The sequence below is a fragment of the Sporosarcina sp. JAI121 genome (assembly GCF_013408665.1).
Lineage (GTDB): Bacteria > Bacillota > Bacilli > Bacillales_A > Planococcaceae > Sporosarcina.
On the sequence record NZ_JACCCL010000001.1, the window covers coordinates 1388839 to 1407150 of the forward strand.

The 18312-nt window shown below is 43.6% G+C and carries 16 protein-coding genes and 1 other RNA gene; 14 read left to right on the top strand and 3 right to left on the bottom strand.

Annotated elements, in window-relative coordinates; genetic code table 11:
• Positions 1 to 58: 58 nt before the first annotated feature.
• From HDC33_RS06510 to HDC33_RS06545, 8 genes are all read left to right on the top strand, one after another.
• Positions 59 to 430 carry a YppE family protein gene (locus tag HDC33_RS06510; RefSeq protein ID WP_179391670.1) on the top strand — a complete coding sequence of 124 codons (372 nt, stop codon included), beginning with the start codon at positions 59 to 61 and terminating at the stop codon, positions 428 to 430.
• Positions 427 to 2709 (top strand): DEAD/DEAH box helicase, encoded by a 2283-nt coding sequence (locus HDC33_RS06515; protein WP_179391671.1) that lies wholly within the window; start codon positions 427 to 429, stop codon positions 2707 to 2709. Before HDC33_RS06510 ends, HDC33_RS06515 begins: the two co-directional genes overlap by 4 nt.
• Positions 2699 to 3985 (top strand): ribonuclease H-like domain-containing protein, encoded by a 1287-nt coding sequence (locus HDC33_RS06520; protein WP_179391672.1) that lies wholly within the window; start codon positions 2699 to 2701, stop codon positions 3983 to 3985. The genes HDC33_RS06515 and HDC33_RS06520 overlap by 11 nt, the downstream gene beginning before the upstream one ends.
• An 81-nt stretch (positions 3986 to 4066) precedes the next feature.
• Positions 4067 to 4363 (top strand): cell division regulator GpsB, encoded by a 297-nt coding sequence (gpsB, locus tag HDC33_RS06525; protein WP_179391673.1) that lies wholly within the window; start codon positions 4067 to 4069, stop codon positions 4361 to 4363.
• Between the two features lie 49 nt (positions 4364 to 4412).
• An RNA gene (gene rnpB / locus HDC33_RS06530) (RNase P RNA component class B) lies at positions 4413 to 4796 on the top strand.
• Between the two features lie 275 nt (positions 4797 to 5071).
• Positions 5072 to 6199 carry a THUMP domain-containing class I SAM-dependent RNA methyltransferase gene (locus HDC33_RS06535; RefSeq protein WP_179391674.1) on the top strand — a complete coding sequence of 376 codons (1128 nt, stop codon included), beginning with the start codon at positions 5072 to 5074 and terminating at the stop codon, positions 6197 to 6199.
• Between the two features lie 63 nt (positions 6200 to 6262).
• Positions 6263 to 8173, top strand: coding sequence for an ATP-dependent DNA helicase (locus HDC33_RS06540; RefSeq protein WP_179391675.1), 1911 nt, complete (start codon positions 6263 to 6265; stop codon positions 8171 to 8173).
• Positions 8174 to 8311: 138 nt separating this feature from the next.
• The gene (locus tag HDC33_RS06545; protein WP_304625715.1) at positions 8312 to 9811 is read left to right on the top strand and encodes a carboxypeptidase M32; all 1500 of its coding nucleotides are present in this window, start codon (positions 8312 to 8314) and stop codon (positions 9809 to 9811) included.
• Positions 9812 to 9868: 57 nt separating this feature from the next.
• On the opposite strand, the gene HDC33_RS06550 is transcribed toward HDC33_RS06545, so the two are convergent.
• Positions 9869 to 10324, bottom strand: coding sequence for a chemotaxis protein CheX (locus HDC33_RS06550; protein WP_179391677.1), 456 nt, complete (start codon positions 10322 to 10324; stop codon positions 9869 to 9871).
• Positions 10325 to 10488: 164 nt separating this feature from the next.
• On the opposite strand from HDC33_RS06550, the gene HDC33_RS06555 reads away from it, so the two are divergent.
• The 4 genes from HDC33_RS06555 to HDC33_RS06570 all read left to right on the top strand — a co-directional run bounded on the left by HDC33_RS06555 (position 10489) and on the right by HDC33_RS06570 (position 16246).
• Positions 10489 to 14079: a dynamin family protein gene (locus tag HDC33_RS06555; protein ID WP_179391678.1), complete on the top strand. Its 3591-nt coding sequence runs from the start codon at positions 10489 to 10491 to the stop codon at positions 14077 to 14079.
• Positions 14080 to 14901, top strand: coding sequence for a sulfurtransferase (locus HDC33_RS06560; protein WP_179391679.1), 822 nt, complete (start codon positions 14080 to 14082; stop codon positions 14899 to 14901).
• A gap of 61 nt (positions 14902 to 14962) precedes the next feature.
• The gene (locus HDC33_RS06565) at positions 14963 to 15634 is read left to right on the top strand and encodes a DUF421 domain-containing protein (protein WP_179391680.1); all 672 of its coding nucleotides are present in this window, start codon (positions 14963 to 14965) and stop codon (positions 15632 to 15634) included.
• A 21-nt stretch (positions 15635 to 15655) separates the two neighbouring features.
• The gene (locus tag HDC33_RS06570) at positions 15656 to 16246 is read left to right on the top strand and encodes a metallophosphoesterase family protein (protein WP_179391681.1); all 591 of its coding nucleotides are present in this window, start codon (positions 15656 to 15658) and stop codon (positions 16244 to 16246) included.
• 30 nt (positions 16247 to 16276) lie between these two features.
• Here HDC33_RS06570 and HDC33_RS06575 read toward each other — a convergent pair whose 3' ends face one another.
• Positions 16277 to 16666 carry a ribonuclease HI family protein gene (locus tag HDC33_RS06575; RefSeq protein ID WP_179391682.1) on the bottom strand — a complete coding sequence of 130 codons (390 nt, stop codon included), beginning with the start codon at positions 16664 to 16666 and terminating at the stop codon, positions 16277 to 16279.
• A gap of 90 nt (positions 16667 to 16756) precedes the next feature.
• Between HDC33_RS06575 and HDC33_RS06580 the strand changes: the two genes are divergently transcribed.
• The gene (locus HDC33_RS06580; protein ID WP_179391683.1) at positions 16757 to 16945 is read left to right on the top strand and encodes a zinc-finger domain-containing protein; all 189 of its coding nucleotides are present in this window, start codon (positions 16757 to 16759) and stop codon (positions 16943 to 16945) included.
• A 289-nt stretch (positions 16946 to 17234) separates the two neighbouring features.
• Here HDC33_RS06580 and HDC33_RS06585 read toward each other — a convergent pair whose 3' ends face one another.
• Entirely contained in the window at positions 17235 to 17444 is a 210-nt protein-coding gene (locus tag HDC33_RS06585; protein WP_067210265.1) for a cold-shock protein, read from the bottom strand.
• Positions 17445 to 17592: 148 nt separating this feature from the next.
• On the opposite strand from HDC33_RS06585, the gene HDC33_RS06590 reads away from it, so the two are divergent.
• Positions 17593 to 18222 carry an HD domain-containing protein gene (locus tag HDC33_RS06590; RefSeq protein ID WP_179391684.1) on the top strand — a complete coding sequence of 210 codons (630 nt, stop codon included), beginning with the start codon at positions 17593 to 17595 and terminating at the stop codon, positions 18220 to 18222.
• Positions 18223 to 18312: the final 90 nt, after the last annotated feature.

Below are 18312 nucleotides of genomic sequence, written 5' to 3' on the forward strand. Positions count from 1 at the left end.
TGAATGAACCCCATATCTGATAAAATGGAAGAATAGCACGGAAAGGGTGTATACATTCATGAATTTAATAGAGAAAACAGAAATCCTCCTTTCAGTCTGCAAAGAATGTTTTGAGAGACATGCCCATATGAGGGAACTCGATCGGGAACCTGATTTTTTTATAGAAGTGAAACCGTATGCGGACAAATATCATACGATGATCGATGAATGGACAGAGGAAATTTCTGGATTCATCAAGACGGCTAAACCGAAATATGTTCATCCGATTCAAATCGAGACACTGACTGATTCTATGAAGCAATTCATCGTCCAGTCATTTTATCAAAAGACAGGCAAAAAACGTTTTGTCTTATCAATCAATTCTGCGGAATATACATTGAAAACAATCTTGGACGCACTGCACGCTGAGTCAGAAGGCGATATGCGATGACAGAAAAGATAGCGGTTCACGAAGTGTTGCAAACACTGCGTACTGACCCTTCGTTTTCCGAAAATATCATTCATTATAAAACGATTGCCGGGAAAGAAGCGATTTACGCTGAATTTCCGAAACAACTTCATCCATCCATCATTCAAGCGCTGGCTTCAAAAGGGATAGACCAGCTGTATAGCCACCAAAGACAAGCTTTCGAATTGGCATCCTCTGGAAAATCCTTCACTGCCGTCACACCGACTGCTTCAGGGAAATCCCTTTGTTACCATTTACCTGTTATGCAAAGCATTCTTGAAGATGAAACGTCGAGGGCGATCTATCTGTTCCCGACGAAAGCACTCGCCCAAGATCAGCTGGCGGATCTACATGAATTGATTGAAGCGAGTGGTGAAACGATCCTCAGTTATACGTATGACGGCGATACCGCACCTGGATTGCGCTCCAAGGTACGGAAGTCAGGCCATATTGTGTTGACAAATCCTGATATGCTCCATTCAGGTATTTTGCCGCATCATACAAAATGGGTTTCATTATTCGAGAACTTGAAATACATTATTATCGATGAATTGCATACGTACAAAGGGGTTTTCGGTAGCCATGTCGCACATGTGCTCAGAAGGCTGAAACGGATTTGCAATTATTATGGCAGTGATCCTGTTTTCATCTGTACGTCAGCAACAATTGCGAATCCGCAGGAACTGGCAGAGTCGCTCATTAATTCGGAGATGGAAGTGATTGTCAATAACGGTGCGCCCGCCGGGAAGAAACATTTCGTCTTCTATAATCCACCCGTCGTCCATCCGACTTTCGGTATCCGAAGAAGTGCAGTGCTTGAAGTAAGGGATATCGCCGCGCTTTTATACCGTGAAGGCATCCAAACGATCATCTTTGCGAAAAGCCGGGTAAGGGTTGAGATGCTTGTGACGTATATGAAAGCATTAACGAAAAAGAAATTATTCGATGAAACAGTTATGGGATATAGGGGCGGCTATTTGCCTTCGGAACGACGGAAAATTGAAAAGGGACTGCGCGAAGGGGATATCCGTACGGTCGTCAGCACGAATGCACTTGAACTCGGTATTGATATCGGACAATTGCAGGCATGTATTATGACGGGTTACCCGGGAAATATTGCGAGTGCATTCCAACAAGCAGGACGTGCAGGAAGAAGACAGGATGAGGCTCTCATCATTTACGTCGCACAATCTTTGGCACTCGATCAATACATTATCGAACATCCTGAGTACCTTCTTGGTCAATCGCCTGAAGAAGCGCGGATTCATCCGGATAATATGTTCATTCTGATGGATCACCTTAAATGTGCTTCTTTCGAGTTGCCATTTTCATCGACGGAAACATATGGTGAATTCGAAGTGCAGGAACTGCTCGCTTTCCTTGAAAGTGAAGGAGTGTTAATTAAGACGACCGACAAATGGCATTGGATGACCGATAGTTTCCCAGCGAGTGAAGTGAGTCTCCGTTCCGCATCGCAGGAGAATGTCATCATTATTGATAAAACCTATCCGAAAGAGACCAAGGTAATCGGGGAAATGGACCGCTTTAGCGCGATGACGCTTCTTCATGAAGAAGCGATTTATATTCATCAAGGGACGCAATTTCAAGTCGAGGAACTCGATTGGGATGAAAAGAAAGCCTATGTCAGCGAAGTCGATGTCGATTATTTTACTGATGCCAATCTCGCAGTGGAATTGAAAGTGATGAATGAGGATAACGCGGAACAATATGGCGCTGACACAGCTGCTTATGGGGATATCGCTGTTCTTGCCATCCCGACTATCTTCAAGAAAATTAGATTCGATACTCATGACAATATAGGCTCCGGTCCGATTTCATTGCCCGCGGAAGAATTACATACGTCTTCTACCTGGTATTCATTCGACATACCCGTAGGATGGACAGGTGCTGGACTTACCGATGCAATGACGGGGGCAGCCTATGCCATCCAGTCATTCATCCCATTATTTGTCCGTTGCGATAAGACGGATATCCATGTCGTACCGCAAGTCAAAGCCGTCCATACTGGCAAGCCGACTTTTTTCATTTACGACAGTTATCCAGGAGGGATAGGGTTGAGTGAAAAAATATTTGAACGGTGGGATAACTTGTTGCGCCAAGCTGCTGATCACGTTTCTGCATGCCGCTGCGAATCGGGCTGTCCTGTCTGTATCGGGGCGCAGGAAGCCGGAATGGACATGAAGCGTGATGTCGGCTCCCTTCTGCATACGCTCGCGGGAGGAGAACGCAATGTCTTATGAACAAAAATTGATGCAAATGAAGAAAATGCTGAAGAAGACGGACAATAAAGCGACACCAGAAACCGTGGCCAAAGTTGTGAAGGTAGCTGCGGAACCCCCATTTTACGAACAAGAGTGGCTGGATGCCGGTCTGACGAAAGCCGTGAATAAACACGGCATCGTCTACAAACGAATTGTAGAATACGATGCGGACCACCATCACGGAAACATCGCCCTTTCCGGGTTGAAATCGACGATTGACAAATGGAGGACATCCGGTGAAGTGCATCCGCTTTCACCGGATTTTTCTAAACAGCTACTATTTTTTGATACGGAAACGACAGGTTTAAAAGGTGCGGGCACGCTGATATTCCTCATGGGGTTCCTTGAACAGACAGCGTCCTCTTTTAAAATGACGCAATATGTCCTTCCGGGTCCCAATCATGAAGCCGCCTTTCTATACGAAACGGGATTGTGGGAAAAGCCGTCGACGCTTGTGACTTATAACGGTAAAAGTTTCGATATACCGATGGTTGAAACGCGTTGGACGATGAACCGCAGGGAGTTGCCGCCGCTGCTTGACCACACGCAAATCGACCTGTTGCATGGCTCAAGGCGCATCTGGAAAGGCGAAATGGCAACGTTCAGACTTCCCGCTATCGAAGAAGAACAACTCGGTTTTTATCGGGAGGGGGATATTCCGGGGCATATGGCGCCGATCATCTACCAGGATGCCGTTAAGAACGGTCGTGCGGAACTTTTGATGAAGGTCCTCGTCCATAATGAGTGGGATATCTTATCACTTGTCGCACTTTATATACGCTCAACGGATTTGCTCCTGAAAACGGATATCCTTGACTCCGCTAATACGCATACGAATATCGGGAAATGGTTTGGCGATTTGAAGTCCTATGGTCGGAGTAAGCAAATCCTTAAAAGCGTAATCGCCGAATATGGAATCAATCATCCCGCCACACATTATCACTTCGGATTCATTCAAAAAAGGGAACAGGATTACGAAGTCGCAGCCTCTTCATTCAGGATAGCGGCGGATGGTCTTACAGGACGCGATCAAATTATCGCTTTGGAGGAATTAGCAAAGCTATATGAGCATAAGCTGAAAGAGTTGACTAAGGCATTAGAGGCTACGAATGAAGCAATTCGGCTGTTGAAAACGGATACCCGACTGACTGAGAAATTCCGAATGCGTTCGGGAAATGAATTCAAGAAGAGGGAAATAAGAATAAACAGAAAATTATTTCCCGGGCAAGCGCGCGAATCGACAGAGAAGGGCTGAAAAACCGATTTAATAAGACAATGCCGGATGCTATATGGTATAATCAACCGTATATAAACAGAGACGGAAGGGCGATTTTTCATGGACATGAAATTAGATACAAAAACGATTCTTGAGAAAGAATTCAAAACTGGCCTACGCGGCTATAACCAGGAAGAAGTTGACCTCTTCCTAGATGATGTCATTCATGATTATGAGACTTTCAAAAAGACGATATCGGAATTGCAGAACGAAAACGCACGGATACAAAGGGAATTGGATATCGCACAAAAACGCCCTGCAGCTGGAAGCGCTGGAACGACAAATTTCGACTTATTAAAGCGTATTTCCAATCTGGAGAAGCATGTGTTCGGAAGTAAACTCTTCGACCAGGAATAAAATATTGTAAATGAAACATAAGTACGGTATACTAAGAATATCATAGAGTGAATTCAGGTAATCGCTGCAACATCCCATGTTGTAGAGGAAAGTCCATGCTCACACGGTTCTGAGATGACCGTAGTGTTCGTGCTCGGCGAAAGAATAAGCCGTGGCTTCGCGCATAGCGCGTTGACGGCGGGTATAAATCCTAAGTCTTCGGATATGGATGAGGTTCCCTGAACAGTGCCACAGTGACGTAGCTGATTCGGAAACGGATCAGATGGAACGCGGTAAACCCCACGAGTGAGAAACCCAAACTATGGTAGGGGCACTCTTCCAAAGGAAATGAACTGAGGAAGGGACAGGCAAATGCCTGTAGATAGATGATTACCACCCTTCGTACGAGGCGCAAGCCGTTTGAGTACACGGGAACAAAACATGGCTTATCGAATTTCCTATGGTATTATTTTTACAATGATTGCTCTCCTCTACAAGATGGGGAGCTTTTCTTTTGGAAAATTAAAGGGTTAGTTAATAGAATAAGATTTCATTGGCTAAGATGTAACTATATAAGTTGAAGGATTGAAAACGGTGAAAAAATCGAGCATAGGCAACCCAAAAGCGCCGAAGCATTTTTTCAAGGAATTCTTTACTTCAACCTATATAATGAAAACCTTACTAAACTCATTGAAAAGATTGACGGTATAGGATTGGAGTTGGAAGTGCATGACTGAATTTAAATTAGTGGCAACGTCAGCGATGGGGCTTGAATCGCTTGTGGCGGATGAAGTGAAGGCGCTAGGATTTAAAACGACTTCGGAAAACGGTAAGATTTATTTCCAAGGCGATGAATCGGCGATTGCGAAAACGAATTTATGGCTTCGGGTAGCGGATCGGGTCCGCATTGTTGCAGGTGAGTTCCACGCAACAACATTCGATGACTTATTCGAACAAACGAAAGCGATTCCATGGGAGCGTTTTTTACCGGTCGACGCGGAATTTCCGGTTGCGGGTAAATCAGTGAAATCCACATTATACAGTGTTCCTGATTGCCAAGCTATCGTAAAAAAAGCGATTGTTGAACGTTTAAAAATCGCTTATAAAAGAATTGGATTTCTTGATGAATCAGGTCCTTTGTTCAAATTGGAAGTATCCATTTTAAAAGATAAAGTGACATTGACAATCGATTCCAGTGGAACAGGACTACATAAACGCGGATACCGTCTTGCGCAAGGGGATGCTCCACTAAAAGAGACACTTGCGGCAGCACTTGTGAAAATATCTCGCTGGAATCCGAACCGTCCTTTTGTAGACCCATTTTGCGGTTCCGGTACGATTGCTATAGAAGCCGCGATGATCGGACAAAATATTGCTCCTGGATACAACCGTGAATTTTTAAGTGAAGAGTGGCCTTGGATCAACAAAACGATTTGGGATGAAGTCCGGGAAGAAGCGGAGGATCTTGCGAAATACGATCAAGAGCTTGATATTACGGGTTTTGATCATGATCCGAGAATGATTAAAGTCGCACAGGAAAATGCAGCGGGAGCAGGATTTGCAGATTTGATCAAATGGCAGACGAACGATGTACGGGATTTGGTTGTAGAAGGGCTGAACGGTGTCATGATCGGTAATCCGCCATACGGTGAACGACTCGGTGAAATTGAAGAGGCTGAAGAGATCACCCGTGAACTTGGCCGGATAATGAAGGACTATCCTTCTTGGTCCGTTTATATGTTGTCTTCATTGGAGAATTTCGAAAAACTGTATGGTCACAAAGCGACGAAAAAGAGAAAATTATTTAACGGCTTCATTAGAACCGATTTGTATCAGTACTGGGGACAACGTCAATAATTGAAGGAATGCGGAAGAGGGAAACTCCTCTTCCTTTTGCATGTAAATAGGAAGGGGTAAACAATGAAAAGTAAGATGCCATTCCCATTATCAAAAGAAAAATCGTTTTATGAATCATTGAACGATTGGATAGGGGATACGTTATACGATGATTTGACCGAAAAAGGGTTCGAATGCCGCGATGAACAAATCTATATGGCATTCCAGATCGAGCAAGCGCTGAAAGAAAAGAAAGTCCTATTCGCTGAAGCAGGGGTCGGAACGGGAAAAACAATCGCCTATCTGCTTCCTGCAATTGCATACGCCCGCTATACAGGAAAACCGGCACTTATATCATGCGCAGATGAGACGCTCATCGACCAGCTGATAAAAGAGGACGGTGATATCCGGAAAATTAGCGAAGCACTCGATCTAGATATAGATGTTCGCCTTGCCAAATCACGTGACCAATATCTTTGCTTGAAACGCTTAGAAGAAGCGGGTAATAAGATTGATGAGGACTATGTCGACATCTTGGCGGATGAACTTCCGGATTTCGTGTATGGAAGTGCCTCGTTGCAATCCATCGTTCCTTATGGCGAACGTGCGAATTATCCCGATTTGAGCGATGAAGAATGGAAAACCGTGAATTTCCATCCGATTCAACAGTGCGCAGCATGCGATATCCGTAACCGCTGCGGTCAGACAATCCACCGAAACCATTATAGGGAAGCAGTTGAACTGGTCATTTGCTCCCACGACTTCTACATGGAGCATATTTGGACGAAAGATTCCCGAAAACGTCAAGGGCAATTGCCGTTGCTCCCGGAAGTTTCGATGATTGTGTTTGATGAAGGACATCTCCTTGAATATTCAGCTCAGCGGGCATTGACTTATGAAGTTCAAAACAGCACATTGTTAAATCTGCTGGAACGAATCATGGTAGATGGTATAAGGGAGACGACACTTCAGCTGATGGAACGTCTTATTGATTCGCACGAAGCGTTCTTTGCATTGTTAGACGTCCACGCAGACGAAACAGAAAACGAACGGAAGGCAATTGAAAAAGCGCCTGAACTTCTTGAAATCGGGAAATCGGTGGTGAAGATTTCGAATGCGCTGCTTGAAGAATTCGTCTTCGAAGGGGAACTGTTCATCATTCCTGAATATGATTTAAAAATGGTAGAAGAATATCTAGACCAATATATTTATTCAATGGAACTCTTCACATCCCAAAACGATGCTGTCGACTGGCTTGAAGACCGTCAAGGCGAATCAACGCTTGTTATCATGCCGCGTCTCGTGACAGACATTTTAAGGGAAAAATTGTTTTCATCCAAAACGCCGATTGTTTTTTCATCGGCGACATTATCGGTCGGTGAAACGTTCACTTATTTGGCGGACGGTCTCGGTATCCAAGACTACTTGTCATTCTCAGTGGATTCACCATTCGATTACGATGAAGTGATGGAAGTGTTTGCGACGGATGTTGAATCAGGTGGGAAGGCGAAGCATGCGCTTGAGCTTTTGGAAGATGGCGAACAAACGTTGATGTTATTCAAATCGGAAGCCGCAATGAATAAATTTAAAGAAAAAGTACCTGCCGAGTGGCAGAGTCGTATCGCTTTCGAAGGCGAAAGGGAATTGTCTTCGATTGTACGTGATTTTCAGCAAAAGAAAGTGCCTGTTTTATGCTCTTATCATTTATGGGAGGGACTCGACATTCCCGAGGACGCATTGACGCGCGTTATTATTTACGATTTACCGTTACCGCCGTCGGATCCATTGTTCGACGCTAGACGTCAGCATGCCAAGGATCCATTCCGGGAAGTGGACTTACCATTCATGTTGCTAAGATTGCGCCAGGGTGCCGGCCGGCTCATACGGACGTCAGCCGATTCCGGAACGGTTCACCTTCTGCTTGAAGGGGAAGAACAACGGATGAGAACTGAAATTGAAGGTATTTTCCCTGTGAAAATGAAAATGACTACGTAAAACGAAAATGATGTAGTAGGTCCTCCCATTAGTTGGGAGGGCTTTTTCATTAGTAACCGAACAGCACTAGTCTAACTTTTAGAGTTGACGGAATTATGTTACTATAAAAACCTGTATAGTCAATGAGGGGGAATGGATATGTCCACTGAAGAAAATTTTGTAGCTTTGCTTAAAAAAATGAGCGCCTACTCGGAAGCCGTTTCAATCATGTATTGGGATATGCGTACGGGTGCACCTAAAAAAGGGATTCCGGCAAGATCGGAAGCGGTCGGTACACTATCGACCGAGCTCTTCAAGATGAGCATATCTGAGGAAATGGGCGAGTATCTAGATGAACTCGGAAAAAGGTTAGATACTCTTAACCCAATCCTGTTAAAGACCGTTGAAGAAGTGAAAAGGGAATATGATTTAAGTAAAAAAATACCCGCGGATGAATACCGTAAATTTGTCGTTCTGACATCTCAATCCGAATCAGCATGGGAAGAAGCGAAAGAACAAAACGATTTTGACATGTTCCTTCCTTATCTCGAAAAAATCGTTTCAACGACGAAGAAGTTCATCGGCTATTGGGGCGAGAAAGATGGCAACGCGTATAATACATTGCTCGATCAATACGAACCGGGAATGACAACGGATATCATCGATGAGGTATTCAATCAATTGAAAGAAACGATTGTACCGCTTGTGAAGAAAATCTCTGACTCGGGCCAGCAACCTGACACGTCATTTTTATTCAAACAGTTTCCGAAAGAAAGTCAGAAAGCATTCAGCTATGAGGTATTGAAACAACTCGGTTATGATTTCGATGCCGGCCGTTTGGATGAAACTGTCCACCCATTCGCAACAGGCATCAATATCGGTGACGTGCGGATAACGACTAAGTACGATGAAAACGATTTTCGTTCAGCTGTTTTTGGTACCATCCACGAATGTGGACATGCGCTTTATGAGCAAAATATTGATAGGGAACTCGAAGGACTTCCGGTTGCTGATGGTACTTCCATGGGGATCCATGAATCGCAATCGTTATTCTATGAACAATTCGTTGGGCATAACGAGAATTTTTGGAAATATAATTTCGACTTATTAAAAAGCCGATCACCTGAACAATTCGGAAGGGTGGCGCTAGAGGACTTCCTTCGTGCAATCAACGTATCTAAGCCGTCGCTCATCCGGATTGAAGCGGATGAACTGACATATCCACTTCACATCATGATCCGCTATGAAATTGAAAAAGAACTCTTCAACGGTGAGTTGGAAGTGAAAGATTTGCCGCAAATCTGGAACGATAAATACGAAGAGTATCTCGGAATCCGCCCGGAAAATAATAGTGAAGGCGTTCTTCAGGATGTGCACTGGGCTGGTGGCTCATTTGGGTATTTCCCGTCCTATGCTCTCGGATATATGTACGCTGCACAGTTAAAGGTCGCTATGTTGAAGGATCTGCCTAATTTCGATGAACTCTGTGCTACAGGTGAGTTTGGGCCGATCCTTGACTGGTTAACAGAACATGTCCATAAATACGGAAAGATGAAACAACCGCTAGAGATTATCAAAGATACGACAGGTGAAGGATTGAATGCCAAATATCTGGCCGATTACTTGGCTGGAAAATATACGAAACTTTATAATTTGTAAACAGAAGCAATCCCGCAAACCTAAGATCAGCCGGCGAGCGGGATTGTTTTTTATACGTCAATTCTCATCGATTGTCAGAATCACTGTAAGTAAACCGCCGCTTTCAAGCAGGACGGGTAACTTAAAGGCTTGTTTAAAACCGAAAAATTTCGTGGTTCCTTTCATGACCGTCGGAGGGGATATATCGAGGATAAGACCGTCCTTTTCTAATATTGTACATAAATTTCCGGCAATCATATTGCCCAGTTCTCCCGTGAATGATTCAATCATTTCTCCTTCTATTGACATACCGAACATTGCATGTCCGATCCTTGTGATGACGTCTGTTGACGTATCGATGATTAATCTGCCTTTTATCCCGCCGACGATTCCAATCAATACACTCAACTCTTTTTGTTCGTAGGGCTCTGCGGTCAGAGATGGAGCTAATACATCCAGTTGTACTGGGATAACAGTTGTTAATGATGAAATCGTACCAGTTAATATCCGTTGCACGTTTGCGGATATAGTCATTTATACTACCGCCTTTCTGAAATAATATGGTAGGACGATTATACCATGGATGAAGAAGCCGAAAACAAGAATCGACAAATATCACATAGAAAATTTTGTTCTTAAACTGGACGTCAAAAATGGTATGATTAGAAGAGTAATTGACGAAGGGACCGAAAAAATAAATGCCTGAATTAGATGCACTCCTACAACAATCTGCAACATATGCTTTACTGTTTAAACAAAATGACGATGAAGAACGCTACAAAAAGATGGCATTATTCGCCAAAAAACTTATCGACAAAGAATATACGATTGGATTTGCAGGGCATTTTTCTGCTGGTAAGTCCTCGATGATTAATGCGTTGACAGGCGACGATTTACTACCGTCCAGTCCAATACCTACGAGTGCTAATATTGTAAAGGTGCGAAAAACTGCAACAGATTACGCCGTTATTCATATGACGGACGGTACTGCAGTAAAATATGGAGGGCATGGTTTTCCTGCTGCTGTAAAGTCGTTCAGTAAGAATGGTGCAGCGGTTTCACTCGTCGAAATCGGTCATACGGAATCCAGTTTGCCGGCAGGGATCACGGTTATGGATACTCCGGGTGTCGATTCAACGGATGATGCGCACCGTCTTTCGACAGAGTCTGCATTACATCTTGCCGACCTGGTTTTTTATACGATGGATTACAATCATGTGCAATCGGAATTGAATTTCCGATTCACGAAAGAATTGATGCGATACAACGATAATGTTTATCTGATCATCAACCAGATTGATAAACACCGCGATAATGAATTACTGTTTGTGGATTTCAAAAAATCAGTTGAGGATTCGTTTAACATGTGGGGAGTGGTACCAAAAGGGATTTTCTATACTTCATTAAAAGACTTAGAGCTTCCGAATAATGATTTCAATGATGTAAAAGCGATTGTTGACGGATCAATGGAAAACTGGCAAGAGAGATTCATAGATAATGCAGAACAAACGCTTTTGAAACTGAAAGACGAGCACACACAATTTCTGACCGATGAAATTGTGGAACGGAAAAATAACTTCCATGAAATCGTTTCAGCAGACGAATGGGAAATGCAAGCCGAACTACAAGAAGAAGCATTAGAAGCAAAAAAGATGTTGAGGCTTCTTTCAGGAGATGCATTTTCCAGCGCGTTTGAAAAAGAACGCAATAGTTTGCTTCAAGTTGCGGCAATCACTCCCTATGAAACACGCGAACTGCTGAAGGAATATTTGGAATCACTGTCGTCCCGTTTCAAAGTGGGTATTCTATTTGGTGCGAAAAAAACGGCAGAAGAAAGAGAACGCCGAAAAAATGCACTTGCCGAAAACATGGGCAAACTTGTGCATGCTCAAATTGAAGTTCATCTGAAAACGCTTATGAAAAAATCTCTAAAAGAGGCAGGAATCTTAACAGACGAACGGTCTCTCGCAATCGACGGAATCGATATGACAATTCCATTCACCGATATCGAAACTGAATTTAATGTATCGGATACCATAACGGGAGATACTGTACTTAATTATGCTGAACGGATGAAAACAACCATCCACACGGCTTTCCGTAGAAAGACGGATGAGTGGAAACACGAAATGGCCCAAATTGCATTGACATCGGGCAATGAAAATACAGGCATCCTTGAACAAAAAGTGTACCATCTGGAAGAAAAATTAAATGCAATCTCACAAGTGGCGGAAGTCGAGGCACAATTAACGGAACTCGAAAATGGAATCGACTTTTCGCCCAGTAAGGTTGAAGCACTCCTTCAAAAATGGAAAACGAAGGAAACGCTGCAAACGGTTGAATTCAACGAAGCGGAGGAAATAATCAGTCTGGAGGAAACGCATGAGCAACCTGTTGAACACGGACAAATCGATCAAGAAGTAAGTGCCGCAGGGGCGAAATCGGTTGTCAGGCATGCTATCCATATTGCAGATTCAGTGGAAGCGATTCCCGGATTCCTGGAAACAGCAGACTATTTACGGAAAAAAGCTGATAGGCTTAATGGGCAAGAGTTCACCATAGCATTGTTCGGCGCGTTCAGCGCGGGCAAATCCTCATTTTCCAATGCTTTGATCGGCGAAAATGTCTTGCCGGTTTCTCCGAATCCAACGACGGCGGCTATTAACCGAATCCGCCCAGTGTCAGCAGGAAAAGAAGATAGAACAGCTGATATTCATTTAAAAACGGAAGAACGCATGGCAGAAGATGTATTGCGCTCGTTCAATGCGCTTGGCATTCCCGTGTCATCATTAAAAGAAGCTTTTCAAAAATCTGACGAAGCGCTAAATACGGAATTGGCAGATGAAAGTCTTCATATTCACAAAGCCTTCATCAGCGCCTTTAAAAAAGGGTATTCCATTTATGGAAAAGTGCTTGGTACGATCCTCAAGGCCGAGCGGGAAGAGTTCGTCAAGTTTGTCGCCGAAGAAGATCGCAGTTGTTTTGTCGAGTCAATCGACTTTTATTATGACTGTGAATTGACACGAAAAGGAATCACGCTCGTTGATACACCAGGTGCCGACTCCATTAATGCGCGCCATACTGATGTGGCGTTCGAATATATCCGAAACGCGGATCTGATTCTATTCATTACGTATTACAATCATGCGTTTGCAAGGGCAGACAGGGAGTTCCTTGTCCAACTCGGGCGTGTGAAAGATGCGTTTGAGCTCGATAAGATGTTTTTCATCGTCAATGCGATAGATCTTGCGTCAGATAAGGAAGAGGCGGAAGCGGTTAAAACATTCGTCGGGGATGAACTTCGGAAATTCGGTATCCGGAATCCTAGAGTCCATGGAATTTCAAGCTTACGTGCGCTTGAGGCAAAAATGGAAAATCGAAAAGATCAGTTCATGACTCCTTTTGAAGAAGAATTCCATCATTTCCTTGAACACGATTTGAAAGGGCTTGCGGTTCAAGCGCTAGAGGAAGAAACAGCGAAAACGATTGAACGACTTGCCTCGCTCATTACACGGACTGAAATGAACATGACGCGCAAAGCAGAGAGACTGGAAGAGTTAAATAAACTCGAAGGGGAAGTGCGTCAACATTTCGCAGCCAACTTTACACACGTGCTTACGAAAGCTGCACATAATGAATTGAGTGAACTCGTCTATTACATTTTACAACGCGTATTTTTACGTTTCGGCGATTTCTTCAAAGAGGCATACAGCCCTTCCGTCTTCGTCAACAACTCGGCAGATCGGGCATTGAAAAGCGCACTTGCCGAAACTGTCCAAATGATTGGATTTGATTTGACGCAAGAACTTAAAGTGACGAACTTGCGGATGCTCAACTTCATGAAAAAGCAATTGAGTGAGAGGCAGCGTATGGAAATTGTAAAATTGAGCGAAAAGGACGGTTCCGTTTCACCTTCACCATATGAACCGCAAGATGCAGACATGTTATCTTTCGAACTTCCATACAAGGACCCGAATGTTTACACTAGCGTGAACAGATTGTTTAAAAATCAAAAAGCATTCTTCGAAAAGGGCGAAAGAGATGTGTTGAAAGCCCGGCTCGAAGAATTGTTGAAGCAAGATGCCTCTCTTTATCTTGGGAAAGAGAAAGAACAGCTTGAAAAGTGGTCCGATCACTGGATTGAAAGCGAAGCTGAAGGGCTCAGACAGCATTTATTGAAAGAAAGTCTGACTCAGATTGCTTCCGAACGATCACTTCTTCAAGGAACGGAGCAACTCGGAGAATGGCGTAGCGTTTACGAAAAATTGCAATCGGAGGAGCTGGTTTGATTGGCTGACGTTTTTATATCGATAAAAGATATTGAATTTGGCGAAACGAAATGGATCGATACCCGTTTTTCGTTGCAAGACGCGGAGGCGGGCAAGCGGAAATATATAGAAAGCCATGTTACAGGGGCAGTATACTGGGATCTCGAGGATGATTTGTCCGATATGACGAAATCGAATGGCAGACACCCGTTGCCAGAAAAAGCTGCACTTACGGAGCTTTTCAGGAAGAGTGGCTTATCCATCGGGGATCACATAGTCGTGTACGATGATGGGGGAAGCCCTTTCGCAACCCGTGCGTGGTGGTTACTGCAATATGCGGGATTCAAAAATTCATTTATCGTCCTTGAAGGATTCGACGCCCTCAAAGAAGCGGGTTTTCCAGTAGATGAAGGTATACCGAAGCCTGTGAAAACTACAGTTTCCCCCGAGTGGGATGAAACGATCCATGCGCCTAGACGGTTCGTTGAAGAAACGGTTTCCGGTGAAACAGCAAGCATTCTTCTGGATGCCCGATCAGCGGAACGGTATCGGGGTGAACAAGAACCGATCGATCCGATTGCAGGGCGGATTCCTGGAGCTCTGAACTTCGACTGGGAACAGCTAAAAATAGGTGGTCTCTTTAATTTGGATGAAGGAATTAAAGAACAATTGCACGGTATTGTCAATCCGGCTGTAGAAGTGACGGTCTACTGTGGCAGCGGCGTGACGGCGGCTCCGCTCTATGCAATGCTCAAACAGCAAGGTTATGAAAAAGTCCGGCTATATGTCGGAAGTTATAGTGATTGGATTTCAAGGGAAGAAACGGAAGTTGAGCGTGGATAACGATTACTATCGATGAATACGGGTATATTCCAATATCACGCTGTATTGGAGGACACCCGTTATGTATCTAGATTTATTGCTGAAGCTTGTAATCGGTCTGGCAGCACTCATGGTCGTCATCCGCCTTCTCGGCAAGAAAGAATTGGCCCAGCTGACGCCGTACGATTTCGTGTACACACTTATTCTCGGCGGAATTCTTGAAGAAAGTCTGTTCGATGAAAAAATTAAGATTACTCACTTCCTGTTTGCGATTGCATTATGGGCAGTGCTCATTTATCTGATTGAACGAGCGACGAAGAAATGGAACCCGTTGCGAATCCTTCTTAAAGGAGAACCAGTCAAACTTATCAGCAACGGCACACTTGATATGCAGAAATTCAACAAACATCATCTTGAAATGGAACAGCTCCGTTCGGCTCTACGGCGGCAGGGCGTATTTTCGCTGCGGGAGGTTCGCGATTTATTCCTGGAACCGGGCGGTGATATTACGATTAATAAATATGTGAAATATGAACCCGTGACAAACGGAGAACTGAAAGAAGAAGCGAAAGATGAGGAACCGACTGTTCTGCTCATCGATGAAGGCGAAGTGAAAGAGGAAGTGCTCTCGTTTGCCGGGAAAGACCTCAAATGGCTCATGGATGAGTTAGCTAAAAAAGGTTACTTTGATCTTGATGAAATCGCATATGGCGAGTGGTCGTCGACGGAGGGGCTTTTCATTAAATTGTATTAATGGAATTTGGAGGATACTACTTTGTATTACGCACTACTTGGAGACATTCATTCATCTAAAGAAGATTTGGAAAAAGTGTTAACGGATATTACAGAGAAATCACCCGAAGCAATACGTGTGGGAACTGGTGATCTATTTGAATGCACAATCAGTAAAAGAGATATAACGGACAAGAAGTTCACGAAGTTGGAAGATGTTATGATTATTCCTGAAGGGTTTACCGAACTGTTATCATTCCCATCTGTCAGTGGAAATCAGGAAGACCGGATTTTAATGCTTACAGAAATGGGAGATCCGCTTAGAGAAAAACTTGCAACTTTGCCGGAGACATTTGAAATTGCCGATGCTAAAGTTGTCCACGGACATCAGTGGGAGTGGGGCGGGCAACCTTGGTCACTCGTACGCGCGGAAGAGCATGGCTCTCCTATATTTTACGGTCACAGCCATACGTCGGGTCTATTGCTCAATGGAACCCGCCAGCAAATCGAATTCGGCGTTTCCTATGACGTCATCGGGGGAAAGGTACTTGTCAATGTAGGGGCTGTCAAAGATGATTGTGAATGGGTCCTGTATGATTCGGTGAAAAACACTGTCATTTTTATGAAAGTGTAATGCAAAAGACTGGACAGGCATTTCGCCCGTTCAGTCTTTTGCGTGAATTGCTTCTCGTGCAAGGGCGTCGGCTGCCCGGTTTTCCGTGTCGGGAATCCATTTGATGAAAAAGAAGTCGAATGATTTAACGATAGTAAGAATCCTCGATAAATATTGTTTGTACATTTCATTTTTAACAAACTCTTTTTCAACAGCCATGACGACGATTTGGGAATCCGATCGGGCTGACACCATCCCGGAAGTCAACTTCGCTGTTTCCTCCAGTCCGCGTAACAACGCTTGGAATTCAGCGGTATGATTATCTGTCGGTTCAATTTTTTCGGCTATTTTCAGCATATGACCTTCGCCCTTTATGAAAATTCCGATGCCGCTTTTTCCGGGATTCCCTGCGCTTGCACCATCTACATACAGTTCAATCATTCTCCAAACACCTCGATTTTCTAGATTAGTTGCACCAATGTTCAAAGCGTATTAGAATAAATACAGCTTTCCATTCGGAGGTAAAATAACATGAACAAAACAAGCGTTATGAATGAAATAAATGGGATTATGGACACATATTGTGAAGGTTGTTTCCTGAAGACGCAACTGTCAAAAGATAAAGGGAAGACTGGTTCACATAAATTCTGTATTACAACATGTACAATCGGTGAACAGCTGAAATTTTTGGGTCAAGAAATGAATAAAATCACAAAATAATATCCCACTGGAATTTACATCAGTGGGATTTTGTGTTTTATCTGGAAAGCTATAAAATCTCGTACTGTGCTCAAATTTACCACGTAGAGATTTAACGTCTAGATCTAGCACCTGGATTATCAAAGGGCCATAGGTTGTGGGGGGGCGCAGCGCACTTAGGCTGGATCCTGTGATAGCAAGTCCGGCCAGGAAGGATTGAAATGCATCCTTCCCGGGTAAATAACGGCCGCTCCCTTTACCTGTCTTATGGATGTAGGCCCTGAACAGGCGCTTGCGTTATTTTTATTTATTATTCATCACCAAGTTTTAAGACATTCGCTGCCTGAGGACCGCGATTCCCTTCGATGATTTCGAAAGACACGGATTGTCCTTCATCAAGCGTTTTAAAGCCTTCTGATAGAATACCGGTAAAGTGGACGAACACATCTTCCCCGTCATCCGCTTCGATGAAACCATAGCCTTTGTCATTGCTGAACCATTTCACTTTTCCCTGGTACATGTATATTCCTCCTCGGCAATTCGATGTCCCATCCATCTTAAGCATGGATGAACTTACTATACATGAATCGACATTCGGCGTCAACGATATGCCCAAATATTCAGACGCTAATCCTTGAAAAAACAATAGTAAATACAGGAGTGATGATATGAATGAAATGATTGAAAGATGTCAGGAAATTGTTTTAGAAATATACGATAAGTTTGATGCAAGTCACGATTTCGCCCATATTGAACGCGTAATGAAAAATGCGGAAAAAATCCTTGCTGTGGAACCTTCGGCAAATGAGCAAGTTGTACGACTTGCCGTTTTATTGCATGATATCGAGGATGCTAAGTATAAAATAGACACTAATCCAACATGCTTGGAAATTTTACAATCGCTCAAAGCCGACGACGAACTTACACAAAGCGTGATTGCAACGATTGAAAGTGTATCGTTCAGCGGCGGTAATTCAAAAAATGTTACGTCCATCGAAGGTGCCATCGTCCGCGACGCTGACCGCCTTGACGCAATCGGTGCAATCGGGATTGCACGCACATTTGCATTTGGCGGTGCAAGAGGCAGGAAGTTATACGACACAGAGGAAAATGCACGAGTAAACATGTCCGAAATAGAATATCGCAATAAAGAAACTGCATCGGTTACACATTTCTATGAAAAACTGCTGCTGTTGAAAGATTTGATGGTGACAGAAGAAGGCATTCGTCTCGCGCAGCAGCGGCATGATTATATGATTGATTTTTTAAAGCAATTGGAAGATGAAATTGGCCACTGATGGGTAATTTTCAATTCAAACACTATTATTTCATTCGAAAAGCCCCTTGTCCTCCGAAATAGGATAAGGGGCTTTACGTTATTTTAATAA